This is a genomic window from Bradyrhizobium sp. CAR08 (genome assembly GCF_052871955.1).
The window spans coordinates 1-12,709 of record NZ_JBIXJX010000015.1; the positions used below are offsets into that span (position 1 = coordinate 1).

Annotated in this window: 12 protein-coding genes; 11 read left to right on the forward strand and 1 reads right to left on the reverse strand. The window is 64.3% G+C overall.

The genetic code is table 11. The annotated features are described in order from the left end of the window. Window positions 1-315 precede the first annotated feature (315 nt). Window positions 316-612, reverse strand: coding sequence for a gamma-butyrobetaine hydroxylase-like domain-containing protein (locus ACIPUD_RS28040; protein WP_018458611.1), 297 nt, complete (start codon window positions 610-612; stop codon window positions 316-318). Between the two features lie 209 nt (window positions 613-821). Between ACIPUD_RS28040 and ACIPUD_RS28045 the strand changes: the two genes are divergently transcribed. The 11 genes from ACIPUD_RS28045 to ACIPUD_RS28095 all read left to right on the forward strand — a co-directional run bounded on the left by ACIPUD_RS28045 (window position 822) and on the right by ACIPUD_RS28095 (window position 12,708). Further along, window positions 822-1,595, forward strand: a complete 774-nt coding sequence (locus ACIPUD_RS28045; RefSeq protein WP_085352335.1) for a ferredoxin--NADP reductase — start codon at window positions 822-824, stop codon at window positions 1,593-1,595. 104 nt (window positions 1,596-1,699) lie between these two features. Next, on the forward strand, window positions 1,700-3,442 hold the full coding sequence (locus ACIPUD_RS28050; RefSeq protein ID WP_247404460.1) for a fumarate reductase/succinate dehydrogenase flavoprotein subunit: 1,743 nt from the start codon (window positions 1,700-1,702) through the stop codon (window positions 3,440-3,442). 28 nt (window positions 3,443-3,470) lie between these two features. Continuing rightward, window positions 3,471-3,704, forward strand: a complete 234-nt coding sequence (locus tag ACIPUD_RS28055) for a 4Fe-4S dicluster domain-containing protein (RefSeq protein ID WP_007593252.1) — start codon at window positions 3,471-3,473, stop codon at window positions 3,702-3,704. A gap of 2 nt (window positions 3,705-3,706) precedes the next feature. Then, entirely contained in the window at window positions 3,707-4,684 is a 978-nt protein-coding gene (locus ACIPUD_RS28060) for a HEAT repeat domain-containing protein (protein WP_085352336.1), read from the forward strand. Window positions 4,685-4,795: 111 nt separating this feature from the next. Beyond that, the gene (locus tag ACIPUD_RS28065; RefSeq protein WP_026233621.1) at window positions 4,796-5,968 is read left to right on the forward strand and encodes a fumarylacetoacetate hydrolase family protein; all 1,173 of its coding nucleotides are present in this window, start codon (window positions 4,796-4,798) and stop codon (window positions 5,966-5,968) included. 445 nt (window positions 5,969-6,413) lie between these two features. Further along, window positions 6,414-7,379, forward strand: a complete 966-nt coding sequence (ytfQ, locus tag ACIPUD_RS28070; protein WP_018458617.1) for a galactofuranose ABC transporter, galactofuranose-binding protein YtfQ — start codon at window positions 6,414-6,416, stop codon at window positions 7,377-7,379. A gap of 119 nt (window positions 7,380-7,498) precedes the next feature. Further along, window positions 7,499-9,043 (forward strand): sugar ABC transporter ATP-binding protein, encoded by a 1,545-nt coding sequence (locus ACIPUD_RS28075; RefSeq protein ID WP_085352337.1) that lies wholly within the window; start codon window positions 7,499-7,501, stop codon window positions 9,041-9,043. Next, window positions 9,040-10,032: an ABC transporter permease gene (locus ACIPUD_RS28080; RefSeq protein WP_018458619.1), complete on the forward strand. Its 993-nt coding sequence runs from the start codon at window positions 9,040-9,042 to the stop codon at window positions 10,030-10,032. The genes ACIPUD_RS28075 and ACIPUD_RS28080 overlap by 4 nt, the downstream gene beginning before the upstream one ends. After that, entirely contained in the window at window positions 10,029-11,009 is a 981-nt protein-coding gene (yjfF, locus tag ACIPUD_RS28085) for a galactofuranose ABC transporter, permease protein YjfF (RefSeq protein WP_247394447.1), read from the forward strand. The genes ACIPUD_RS28080 and yjfF overlap by 4 nt, the downstream gene beginning before the upstream one ends. Then, window positions 11,006-11,785, forward strand: coding sequence for a FadR/GntR family transcriptional regulator (locus ACIPUD_RS28090; protein ID WP_018458621.1), 780 nt, complete (start codon window positions 11,006-11,008; stop codon window positions 11,783-11,785). The genes yjfF and ACIPUD_RS28090 overlap by 4 nt, the downstream gene beginning before the upstream one ends. Beyond that, entirely contained in the window at window positions 11,782-12,708 is a 927-nt protein-coding gene (locus ACIPUD_RS28095) for a Gfo/Idh/MocA family protein (protein ID WP_368508334.1), read from the forward strand. The genes ACIPUD_RS28090 and ACIPUD_RS28095 overlap by 4 nt, the downstream gene beginning before the upstream one ends. Window position 12,709 lies beyond the last annotated feature (1 nt).

The following is a 12,709-nucleotide window of genomic DNA, read 5'->3' on the forward strand; positions in this document are numbered from 1 at the left end:
GACTGATCCCGAACCGCCGGCACAACTCCCGCCGGTTCGCCCCTTCCTGCAACGCAAGCCGCACAAACTCCCGTCGCTGATCCATCACCGACACCTCGTTCCAGGGCATGGAAGGCCTCCCGAATCGACCATTCCAGCCCAGTTTGAAGTGTCAGCTATGTCTCCGAACACCTGTCAGTGATCTGTCCGGTCTAAACACTTGACCGGGCGATCCAGTATTCCAGAGACGTCAATGGGCTATCGAGAAGCCGCGGCGTACTGGATTCCCGCCTTCGCGGGGAATGACAGCGAAGCTTGGAAGACGACCTGTGGCGTCTACCGCCCCACCAGGCTCAGCAAATACGGCTTCGGGTAAATCCCCCGATTGTGCCCATCCGAAAACGAGATGTTCAGCCCGTAACCGAGATCGCCGATCTCGGTGATCGCGATGCCTGGAAACCGCTCGGGAAAGCGGCCGTCGAAGCGGGCGCGGGTGCAGTGGGCGCATTTGCAGGAGAGGCGGAGCGTTTCCGCCGCCAAGTCCAGCGTGTCGTCCTGAGCGGTGCGGACGCGGAGCGTCGCGAGGTCGGCGCTTGCTTCGTAATCTGCCACGGTCGGTCCCACCAAGGTCATGACGTGTCTCCGACCCTTCTCTACCTTGCCGCAGCACTGCCGCGATAGCAACTAATTGCCAGGCGCAGGGTGCGCGGCGCTGATCGTCGCTGCCTGCTGTTCGATCATCGCCCACGAAATGTGAAACTAATCGACCGGCAATTTCAGTTCGGCGTTGCCGGATTCCTGTCTCTCCGAAACCTTGTGCGCAATCGAGATCAGGAGAGACAATGAGCGCATTTCAGAAGGAAACGGTTTTGTCGGTCAGGCACTGGACCGACAGCCTGTTCAGCTTCACCGCGACGCGCGATCCGGGCTTCCGCTTCCAGAACGGCCAGTTCGCGATGATCGGGCTGGAAGTCGAGGGCAAGCCGTTGCTGCGAGCTTACAGCATGGCGAGCGCCAATCACGAGGAGGCGCTCGAGTTCTTCTCGATCAAGGTGCAGGACGGTCCGCTGACCTCGCGCCTCCAGAAAATCAGGGAAGGCGACGTCATCCTGGTCGGCCGCAAGGCCACGGGCACGCTGATCACCGGCAATCTCATTCCCGGCAAACGCCTGTTGCTGCTCTCGACCGGAACGGGACTCGCGCCGTTCGCCAGCCTGATCAAGGACCCCGACGTCTACGAGAATTACGAGACCATCGTGCTCGCCCATGGCTGCCGCCAGGTCTCCGAACTCTCCTATGGTGAGCACCTCGTCGAAGGCCTGCGCAGTCACGAGTTCTTTGGACCGCTGATCGGCGACAAGCTCGTCTACTATCCCACAGTCACCCGCGAGCCGTTCAGGAACCGCGGACGCATCACCGACCTGATCGCGTCGAACCAGCTCTTCGAAGACATCGGTCTGTCAGGCCTCGATATCGAGACCGACCGCATCATGCTGTGCGGCAGCCCGGCGATGCTGGAGGAACTTCCCGCGATGCTCTCTGGGCGCGGGTTTGTCGAGGGCAATCACAGCAGGCCCGGCCATTTCGTGATCGAAAAGGCCTTTGTCGAGCGCTGAGGCGCAAATCGCAGCCCCGCGACAACTAATTGCTATCGCCGGGACGCCTGCTGAACAAATCTGATGCAAAGGCGCCGGAAATGCCGGCGAACCAGGAGCAAGCGATGTCACTAGATCAGATCGTCGACGGACTTTCGGAGGTTTCCTGCGACGTGCTCGTCATTGGCGGCGGCACGGCGGGCCCGATGGCGGCGTTAAAGGCGAAGCTGAAGAATCCGAAGGCCAATGTCGTGCTGCTCGAGAAGGCCAACGTCAAGCGCTCCGGAGCGATCTCGATGGGCATGGACGGCTTGAACAACGCCGTCATTCCCGGCTACGCGACGCCGGAGCAGTACACCAAGGAAATCACCATCGCCAATGACGGTATCGTCGATCAGAAGGCGGTCTACAAATACGCGCAGAACTGCTACTCGATCATCGAGGAGCTCGACAGTTTCGGCATCCGCTTCCTGAAGAACGAGAACGGCGACTACGCTGTCAAGAAGGTGCATCATATCGGCACCTACGTACTGCCGATGCCGAACGGCGAGACCGTGAAGAAGGCGCTGTATCGCCAGCTCCGCCGCGCCCGCATCCTGATCTCCAACCGCTACATGGCGACGCGGCTGCTCAAATCCGCCGGCGGCCGCATTGCCGGCGCGATAAGCGTCAATACCCGCACCGCCGAGATGCTGGTGATCAAGGCCAAGGCCGTCATCCTGTGCATGGGCGCCGCCGGCCGTCTCGGCCTGCCGACCTCGGGCTACATGTTCGGCACCTACGAGAACGCGGCCAATTCCGGCGACGGCTATTCCATGGCCTATCACGCCGGTGCAGCACTGGCGAACCTCGAATGCTATCAGATCAATCCGCTAATCAAGGACTATAACGGCCCGGCCTGCGCCTACGTCGCCGGTCCCTTCGGCGCCTTCACCGCCAACAACGAGGGATCGCGCTTCATCGAATGCGATTACTGGTCCGGCCAGATGATGCTGGAGTTCTACAACGAGCTGTTGTCCGGGAAGGGCCCGGTGTTTCTCCAGCTCAAGCATCTTCACCCCGACACCATCTCGGAGATCGAATCGACGCTGCACAAGGTCGAACGTCCCACGCGCGGCCTGTTCCAGCAGGGGCGCGGGGTCGACTACCGCAGCGAGTCGATCGAGATGCACATCTCCGAGATCGGCTTCTGCTCCGGTCACAGCGCGTCGGGCGTGTTCGTCGACGACAACGCGCGCACCACCGTCCCGGGCCTCTATGCCGCCGGCGACATGGCGAGCGTGCCGCACAACTACATGCTCGGGGCCTTCACCAACGGTTCGGTCGCCGGCGTCGACGCGATGGAGTTTGCGGACAATCACGACTTCGCGGAATTCGACGCGGCTGAGGTCGCCCGCGAACGTGACCGCGTCATGGCGCCGACCAAACGCGAGGACGGTATTCCGCCGAACCAGATCGAGTACAAGACGCGGCGTCTCGTCAATGACTATCTCCAGCCGCCGAAAGTCACGCGCAAATACGAGCTCGGCATGCGCCGGCTCGCTGAAGCGAGGGAAGACATGCAGGAGCGCATGATCGCGCGCAATGCGCACGAACTGCTCCGCGCGCTCGAAGTCCAGTCGATCATGGATTGCGCGGACATGGCTGTGCATGCCTCGCTCTACCGCGAAGAAAGCCGTTGGGGCCTCTATCACTGGCGGACGGATTTCCCGGAGAAGGACAACGAAAACTGGTTCTGCCACACGCTGCTGAGCAAGCAGGACGGCAAGATGACCAGCGAGAAGCGTGCCGTGGAGCCCTATATCGTACCGATCGCCGACGATGAGAAGGATCTCTACGACAAGCAGCGCATCCGCGCGACAGCCTGACCCGCCGCACAAATACAGGAGACATACGATGCCTCTCGCTTCCTATCAGACATCGGTTCCGGTGGTCGTCGATGACGCCAAATGCATCGCGGACAAGGGCTGCACGGTGTGCGTCGATGTCTGTCCGCTCGACGTACTGCGTATCAGCGATATGACCAACAAGGCCTACATGGCCTATGACGAATGCTGGTACTGCATGCCCTGCGAGGCGGATTGCCCGACCGGCGCCGTCACCGTCAACATTCCTTATCTCCTGAGGTAGCCATGTCGAGCCCGTTCGAATCCTACGACGATCTCGAAGACGCCGACGAGCGGCTCCAGGCTGCCGATCCAGGGGAGCGCCGCGTCGCGATCATCGCGCTCGGCCATTCCGGCGATCCCGCCGCCGTCGGCCATCTCGCCAAAATGGTCGCCGATCCTGATGCCGGCGTCCGCCAGCAGGTCGCGATGGCGCTCGGCGAGTTCGACGGACCGGAGGCCGCGGCTGCGCTGGTGAAGCTGCTCGTCGATCCTGAACGAATCGTTGCGTCCGCCGCGGCCGACAGCATGGCGGAGTTCAAGGATCCGGCTTGCGCCGAGATCATCCTGCCGCTGGTCAAGCATGCCCACGCCTTCGTCCGCATGGGCGCGTTGCGTGCGCTGAAGGAGCTGCGCTGCAAGGACACACTGAAACCGGCGCTGGAAGCGCTCCAGGATTCCGATGCCGCCGTGCGGGTGCAGGCGATCGGCGTGATCGGGTTCCTCAAGCTGGAGGAATCAATTCCGGCGCTGACCGCGCTGATCAACGATCCCGACGCGCATGTGCGCCGTGCCGCCGTCAGCGCGCTCGCCTTCTCGCAGATGAAGCCCGCGGCCGAGATGATCACGCGCGCGTTGAAGGATTCGGACTGGATGGTGCGGGAGATGGCCGCGGAAACGCTGGGCCTCAACGTCAACGGATCGATTGCCGCCGACCAGCTCATCGCTTCGCTCAGTGACGAGTTCTGGCAGGTGCGGCTGAAGGCAATCCGCAGCCTTGGCCGGATGAAGATCGAGCGCGCGGTGCGCCCGATCGGCAACTGCGTGAACCATGAGCAGGCCAATCTGCGGAAAGAGGCGGCGGCTGCGCTTGGCGAGATCGCCCACCACGATGGCGAAGCGTTCCTTGCCGTCATCGCCGACGATCCCGATCCCGAGGTGCGCAAGAACGCGCGCTGGGCGCTTCAGCAGATTGCGGCCCGAAAAGCGCGGGCGGGGGCATAGAAGCGCGGCGGGCTGCCGCGCTGGACTTCCCGTCCCAGACGTTTATTGGTCTTCGCCAATGTGATAGGCCTCCGCGAGCGAGGCCGATCCGAAAAGAGCGAGGATACGCCCATGACGACATTGACGGTAAAGGACCTTCTTCCCGAGGACGGCACGCGGGGAACGCTCGTCGGCCGCGTCTGGCTGCCGCAGGCGAATGGCCCGGCCGTGGTCGCCGTGCGCGGCGATGGTGTGTTCGACGTCACCGCAAAATTCCCGACCGTCAGCGCACTCTGCGAGGAAGACAATCCGGCGAAGGCGCTTGCCGCGACCAAGGGCGAGCGCATCGGCGATCTCGAGGCCATCGTCGCCAACACGCCTCCCGATCAGCGCGATCCGAAAAAGCCGTGGTTGCTTGCGCCCGTCGATCTCCAGACGCTGAAGGCGGCCGGCGTCACCTTTGCCATCTCGATGCTGGAGCGCGTGATCGAGGAGCGGGCAAAGGGCAATCCGGCCTCGGCCGAAGCGATCCGGAAGGAAGTGACCCGGCTGATCGGCGACGATCTGTCGAAGCTCAAGCCGGGCTCGGACAAGGCGATGCACCTGAAGCAGGTGCTGATCGACCAGAACGCCTGGAGCCAATATCTCGAGGTCGGCATTGGCCCCGATGCCGAGGTCTTCACCAAGGCGCCGACCTTGTCGTCGGTCGGCACCGGCATGGATGCGGGGCTGCATCCGAAGTCGACCTGGAACAACCCCGAGCCGGAGCTGGTGCTGTTCGTCTCGAGCCGCGGCACGATCGTCGGTGGCGCCCTCGGCAACGACGTCAATCTGCGCGACTTCGAGGGCCGTTCGGCACTGCTGTTGTCGAAGGCCAAAGACAACAACGCCTCGTGCTCCATCGGCCCGCTGCTGCGCCTGTTCGACGACAGCTTTACCCTCGACGACGCCCGCAAGCTCGACATCAGCCTGAACGTCAAGGGGCAGGACGGTTTCGTCCTCGACGGCCATTCCTCGATCAGCATGATCAGCCGCGATCCGACCGATCTGGTCGAGCAGACCATCGGCAAGGTGCACCAATATCCCGATGGCTTCGTGCTGTTCCTCGGGACCATGTTCGCGCCGGTTAAGGATCGCGACGCGCCGGGACAGGGGTTCACCCACAAACGCGACGACATCGTCACGATCTCGGCGCCCCAGCTCGGCAAACTCGTCAACCGCATGCGGGCCAGCGACGAATGCGAGCCCTGGACGTTCGGCATCGGCGCGCTGATGAAGAATCTCGCGCAGCGCAAGCTGATCTAGCTCACTGCACGCCGGATGTGGGGGACTCTCCACGAGTCGCTTTGCCTCGATCGACGCAGAAACTCTCTCCCCACCGTCATTGCGAGCGCAGCGAAGCAATCCAGAATCCCTCCCCGGAAAGACTCAGGATTGCTTCGCTGCGCTCGCGGTGATGGGGGGAGGGGTTGCGGGTTCGCCTTTCACCATCCTCCTAGACAGTGTCTTCGCCCCAACTGCCGCATCATTTCGTTCATCTCCGCGTTGCATCCGTGGAATAAAATCGCGCTGCGCGTGACATAGAAGTCGCTCATCCGCTCGCGCGCGCTTTCCCCCTCAATAGTCAAATAATATGACTAGTCGGAACCAAACTTCCGTGAAATAGTCCCTCCCGCCACCTCAAAGGTCGGCCTGTGGGTGCGATGCTACCAATCGGCGCCCCCGGATAACATTTTGGGAGACACGCCTGATGATCGTCAAAGCCCTCTTTGCGGCCAGCGCGACGGCCGCGTTGCTGCTCGCGCTGCCGGCGAATGCCGCCGAGCTCACCATTGGCTTCTCGCAGATCGGATCGGAATCCGGCTGGCGCGCGGCCGAGACCTCGGTCTCCAAGCAGGAGGCCACCAAGCGCAAGGTCAATCTCAAGATCGCCGACGCGCAGCAGAAGCAGGAGAACCAGATCAAGGCGATCCGCTCCTTCATCGCGCAGAATGTCGATGCGATCTTCCTCGCGCCCGTCGTCTCAACCGGCTGGGACTCGGTGCTGAAGGAAGCCAAGGAGGCCAAGATCCCGGTCGTGCTGCTCGACCGCGACATCGATCCCTCCGGCAAGGAGCTCTATCTCACCGCCGTGACCTCCGACAGCGTTCACGAAGGCGAGGTCGCGGGTGACTGGCTGGCGAAGACCGTCGGCGCCAAGGCCTGCAACATCGTCGAATTGCAGGGCACGGTCGGCGCGAGCGTCGCCGCCAACCGCAAGAAGGGGTTTGACACCGCTATCGCCAAGCATGCGAACCTGAAAGTGGTGCGCAGCCAGACCGGCGACTTCACCCGCGCCAAGGGCAAGGAAGTGATGGAAAGCTTCATCAAGGCCGAAGGTGGCGGCAAGTCGATCTGCGCGGTCTATGCGCACAACGACGACATGATGGTCGGCGCGATCCAGGCGATGAAGGAAGCCGGGCTCAAGCCGGGCAAGGAGATTCTCACCGTCTCGATCGATGCAGTCCCCGACATCTTCAAGGCGATGGTCGCCGGCGAAGCCAATGCCACGGTCGAGCTGACGCCGAACATGGCAGGCCCCGCTCTCGATGCCATCGCGGCCTTCAAGGACAAGGGTACCGTTCCGCCGAAATGGATCCAGACGGAATCCAAGCTCTACACCGCCACCGATGATCCGCAGAAGATCTACGACAGCAAGAAGGGCCTCGGTTACTGAGGCGAGAGTGTCGCCGGACGGCCGTGCTTCGGCAGTCCGGCGATCCCGCTCGAAACCGCTGCGCGAACGAACAGGCTCCGTGTCCGCATTGTCAGCGGGCGCCCTTGGGAGTGAATGTCATGGAGAACAGCCAGGATTCCGCTGCTTCCCTGCTGGAGGTGCGTGGGATCAGCAAGAGCTTTGGCGCCGTGCGTGCGTTGCAGGAGGTCGACTTCACGCTTCGCGCCGGCGAGATCCATGCGCTGCTTGGTGAGAACGGCGCGGGCAAGTCCACGCTGATCAAGGTCGTCACGGGCGTATTTCCGCGCGATGCCGGCATCGTCAGACTGGGCGGCGAAGAGGTCGCGCCGCGCTCGGCCAAGGCGGCGGTTCAGGCCGGCATTGCGACGGTCTACCAGGAAGTCAATTTGCTGCCGAATCTCTCGGTGGCGCAGAACCTGTTCCTGGACCGGCAGCCGACGCGCTTCGGCGTCGTGCGCGAGGGCGAGATGCGACGGCGCGCGAAGTCGCTGCTCGCGGATTTCGGTCTCGACATCGACGTATCAGCGCCGCTTGGCAATTACTCGGTGGCGATCCAGCATGTCACCGCGATCGCGCGCGCCGTCGATCTCTCCGCGCGCGTGCTGATCCTGGACGAGCCGACCGCGAGCCTCGACCGCCATGAGGTCGAGATCCTCTTTCGCATCATGCGTCAGCTTGCCAAGCGCGGCATTGGCATCGTCTTCGTCAGCCATTTCCTCGACCAGGTCTACGAGATCTCCGATCGAATCACCGTTTTGCGAAATGGTCGCCTTGTCGGCGAGCGCGAGACCGCGTCGCTGTCGCGGCTCGAGCTGATCCGGATGATGCTCGGCCGCGAACTGGCCGAGACCACCAGCGCGCGGGCCGCGACGCGCGACCATCAGGCCCGCGAAGTCTGCGCAAGCTTCGAGAATTATGGCAAATCAGGCTATGTCGCGCCGTTCAATCTCCAGCTGCGCCATGGCGAGGTCGTCGGCCTCGCCGGCCTGCTCGGTTCGGGCCGGACCGAGACGGCGCGGCTGGTGTTCGGCGCCGAGCGCGCCGATGGCGGGCAGGCGAGGGTGGAAGGCGCGCCTGTCCGGCTTCACTCGCCGCGCGACGGCGTGCGCCACGGCTTTGGCTATTGCCCTGAGGAGCGCAAGACCGACGGCATCGTCGCCGAGCTCACCGTGCGCGAGAACATCGTGCTCGCGCTCCAGGCCAAGCGCGGTCTACATCGGCCGCTGTCGCGACGCGAGCAGGACGAGATCGCAAGCCGTTACGTCAAGATGCTCGACGTTCGCCCGCCCGATCCGGAGCGTCCCGTTGGCCTGCTGTCCGGCGGCAATCAGCAGAAGGTCCTGCTGGCACGGTGGCTTGCGACCTCGCCACGGCTGCTCGTGCTGGACGAGCCGACCCGCGGCATCGACGTCGGCGCGCATGCCGAGATCATCCGCCTGATACGCGAGCTCTGCGACGACGGACTTGCGCTGCTCGTGATTTCCTCCGAGCTCGACGAGATCGTGACCTATTCCGACCGCGTGGTGGTGCTGCGCGACCGCGCTCATGTCGAGGAGCTCGCCGGCGAGGCCATCGACGTCGGCAGCATTCTCGCCGCGATCGCCGCCGATGGGGCCAGTGTCGCGCATGAGGGCAGGGCATGACCGCGCTGTTGCCGCGCCGCGGCCTTGCCCAGATCCTCGCGTTGATCGTCATCCTGGCGGTCGATCGCGTGGTATCGCCGCAATTCTTCGATCTGCGCCTCCAGGACGGCCGGCTGTTCGGCAGCCTGATCGACGTGCTCAACCGCGGCACGCCGGTGGCGCTGCTCTCGCTCGGCATGGTCCTGGTGATCGCGACGCGCGGCATCGATCTGTCAGTTGGCGCTGTGATGGCGATCTCGGGCGCGATCGCGGCGAGCCTCGCCGACAACCACAGTCTGGTCGTGGTGCTGGCGGCTGCGCTCGGCACCGGCCTGATCTGCGGGTTGTGGAACGGATTTCTCGTCGCGGTGCTCGGGATGCAGCCGATCGTGGCGACCCTTATCCTGATGGTTGCGGGGCGCGGCATCGCCCAGCTCATTACCGAGGGCCGCATCGTGACCTTCTCCTCGCCCGATCTGGTCTGGCTCGGCAACGGCTCCATCCTCGGCGTGCCGGTGCCGGTCGCGATTGCGCTGGGCATGCTGATCCTCACCGGCGCGGTGGTGCGCGGCTCGGCACTCGGATTGCTGATCGAGGCCACGGGCGGCAATGCGCGGGCAAGCGAACTCGCCGGCGTCGGCACGCGCGCGATGATTTTGGCGGTCTATGTCTGGTGCGGCGTTTGCGCTGCGCTTGCCGGCGTCATCGCGGCGGCCGACATCATGGGGGCGGATGCCAACAATGCCGGCCTCTGGCTCGAGCTCGACGCCATCCTCGCGGTGGTGATCGGCGGCACCTCGCTGTTCGGCGGCCGCTTCAGTCTCGTGCTGGCCGTACTTGGCGCGCTGATCATCCAGACCATGAACACCGGCATTCTGCTGTCGGGCTATCCGCCGGAGTTCAATTTGCTGGTCAAGGCGGTGGTGGTGCTCGCCGTGCTGCTGCTGCAATCGCCGAAGCTGTCCGGCTTTGCCGGCGTCGTGACGCGGCTGCGGAGGACCAAGGCATGAAAGGCCTGCCGCCCGTCCTCATTACCGCGGTCGTGCTCGTCGCGGGATTTGCGCTCTGCGCGATGCAGTTTCCCAACATCGCTTCCACTCGCGTGGTCGGCAATCTCCTGACCGACAATGCCTTCCTCGGCATCGTCGCGACCGGTATGACCTTCGTCATCATTTCCGGTGGCATCGATCTCTCCGTCGGCTCGGTAATCGGCTTCACCACGGTGTTCGTCGCGCTGGCGATCGAGCGCTGGGGAATGCCGCCCCTGGTCGCCTTCGTCGCCATTCTCGCGCTCTCGGCCGCCTTCGGAGCGGCGATGGGCGCGGTGATCCATGTCTTCGATTTGCCGCCTTTCATCGTGACGCTCGCCGGCATGTTCTTGGCCCGGGGTGCCAGCTTCCTGCTCTCGACGGAATCGGTGCCGATCACGGCACCGGTCTATTCCACCGTGTCGGACTTCGCACTGCGACTACCCGGCGGTGGACGGCTGACGGCGGTCGCGATCATCATGCTTGCGATCGTGATCGGCGGCGCATTGCTGCTGCAGCTCACCCGGTTCGGCGCCAATGTCTATGCGCTCGGCGGCAGCCGGGCGACCGCGAGCCTGATGGGCGTCGCCGTCGGCAGGATGACGGTGAAGATCTACATGCTATCGAGCCTGCTCGCCGGCATCGCCGGCATCGTCTTCTCCTTCTACACCAGCGCCGGCTACTCGCTGTCCGCCGTCGGCGTCGAGCTCGACACCATCGCGGCCGTCGTGATCGGCGGCACGCTGCTCACGGGCGGTCAGGGCTCGGTGATCGGCACCTTCCTCGGCGTGTTGATCCAGGGCATGATTCAGACCTACATCAATTTCGACGGGACACTGTCGAGCTGGTGGACCAAGATCGCGACCGGCGTGCTGCTGTTCGCCTTCATCGCCTTGCAACAAGGATTGGTCGCGCTCGCGCGCCGGCCTGTGGCAAAGCGCGCGGGAGCAGTCTCATGACCACCTCGCGCATCCTCGTCATCCCGACGCGCCGGGCGCACTCCAATCACGCGGAGGTGGCCCGTTCGATCGGCGTTGACATCATTGCCGGCCGCTACGCGGAGGGAACGCGCCTGCCTGGCGATGCCGAAATGATTGCGATGTTCGGGGTGTCGCGGCCGGTATTGCGGGAGAGCGTGAAGACGCTGGTCGCCAAGGGTCTGCTCACCACCAAGGCCCGCGTCGGCACTGTCGTGCGCGAACGCGTCGCCTGGAACATGTTCGACGCCGACGTGCTGGCCTGGCACCTGGACGCCGGGATCGACAAGCGTTTCCTCAACGACCTGGCCGAGATCCGCCTCGCGGTCGAGCCGCGCGCGGCGATGTTGGCGGCGGCGCAGCGGTCGGAGCAGGATCTATCCGAGCTTCGGCGCTGCATGGAGCGGATGCGACTTGAAGCCTCCGACTCCGTTGGCTTCGCCGATGCCGACCTCGCGCTCCACGTCGCCGTGGCGCGCGCCTCCGGAAATCTGTTCATGCGCTCGATCGGGCACGTCATCGAGGCTGCGTTGCGCGCCTCATTCCTGCTCAGCGCACCGGTCGAACCGGAGGACCGCGACACCGTTCTGCTCTGGCATCAGAAGATCGTCGATGCCATCGCCGCCGGTGATGCCACGACTGCGTCGGAGGCGATGGTCTACGTCATTCACAACGGCATGCGCCGCCACGAGGGTACAGTGATCGAGACTGTACCAGCCGAAGCGCTGCCGTCCGCGGAAGCTGGAGAAACATCGTGACTGAACTTCGCATCGCCATCGTCGGCTTCGGCAAGATCGCGCGGGACCAGCATGTCGGCGCCATTGCAGCGGTTCCCGGCGCGACGCTGGCCGCCGTCGCCAGCCGCAATGCCTCGTTGCCGGATCTGCCGCATTTCGCGACCATCGAGGAGCTGCTGGAAAAAGGTCCGCCGATCGACGCGGTGTCGCTCTGCACGCCGCCTCAAGTGCGCCGCGCCCAGGCGGCCGCAGCGCTGAGGGCCGGCAAGCACGTCATGCTGGAGAAGCCGCCCGGCGCCGGCGTTGCCGAGCTCGATCCGCTGATCGCGATGGCGGGTGAGACCAAGCGAACGCTGTTTGCGACCTGGCATTCGCGCCATGCGCCGGCAGTCGAGCCGGCGCGCGAGTGGCTCGCCGCGCGCCGCATCCGTTCCGTGCACGTCAACTGGAAAGAGGACGTCCGCGTCTGGCATCCCGGGCAGGCATGGATCTGGGAGCCGGGCGGGCTCGGGGTGTTCGATCCCGGCATCAATGCGCTGTCGATCCTGACCAGGATCCTGCCGAAGCCCGTGTTCGTCAACGCGGCCGAGCTCGCCTTCCCCGCCAATTGCCAGGCGCCGATCGCCGCGAAGCTGACGCTGACCGACATCGACGGCCTACCTGTGACCGCCGAGTTCGACTTCCGCCAGACCGGGCCGCAGAGCTGGGATATCCTCGTCGAAACCGACCAGGGCCGGATGACGCTATCACGCGGCGGCCGGATCATGGCGATCGACGGCAAGACCGTTGCCGAGGCGCCCGATGAGGAATATCGGGAGCTTTACCGGCACTTCGTCGCGCTCGCCGCGACAGGCGCGAGCGACGTCGATTTGGCGCCGCTTCGTCTCGTCGCGGACGCCTTCCTGCTCGGCAGGCGCACGATCGTCGAACCGTTTGTGGGTTGAT

Coding starts and splice junctions, on each gene's coding strand:
- ytfQ (WP_018458617.1), top strand. CDS start 6,414: ATGATCGTCAAAGCCCTCTTTGCGGCCAGCGCGACGGCCGCGTTGCTG.
- ACIPUD_RS28075 (WP_085352337.1), top strand. CDS start 7,499: ATGGAGAACAGCCAGGATTCCGCTGCTTCCCTGCTGGAGGTGCGTGGG.
- ACIPUD_RS28050 (WP_247404460.1), top strand. CDS start 1,700: ATGTCACTAGATCAGATCGTCGACGGACTTTCGGAGGTTTCCTGCGAC.
- yjfF (WP_247394447.1), top strand. CDS start 10,029: ATGAAAGGCCTGCCGCCCGTCCTCATTACCGCGGTCGTGCTCGTCGCG.
- ACIPUD_RS28055 (WP_007593252.1), top strand. CDS start 3,471: ATGCCTCTCGCTTCCTATCAGACATCGGTTCCGGTGGTCGTCGATGAC.
- ACIPUD_RS28040 (WP_018458611.1), bottom strand. CDS start 612: ATGACCTTGGTGGGACCGACCGTGGCAGATTACGAAGCAAGCGCCGAC.
- ACIPUD_RS28045 (WP_085352335.1), top strand. CDS start 822: ATGAGCGCATTTCAGAAGGAAACGGTTTTGTCGGTCAGGCACTGGACC.
- ACIPUD_RS28060 (WP_085352336.1), top strand. CDS start 3,707: ATGTCGAGCCCGTTCGAATCCTACGACGATCTCGAAGACGCCGACGAG.
- ACIPUD_RS28090 (WP_018458621.1), top strand. CDS start 11,006: ATGACCACCTCGCGCATCCTCGTCATCCCGACGCGCCGGGCGCACTCC.
- ACIPUD_RS28065 (WP_026233621.1), top strand. CDS start 4,796: ATGACGACATTGACGGTAAAGGACCTTCTTCCCGAGGACGGCACGCGG.
- ACIPUD_RS28080 (WP_018458619.1), top strand. CDS start 9,040: ATGACCGCGCTGTTGCCGCGCCGCGGCCTTGCCCAGATCCTCGCGTTG.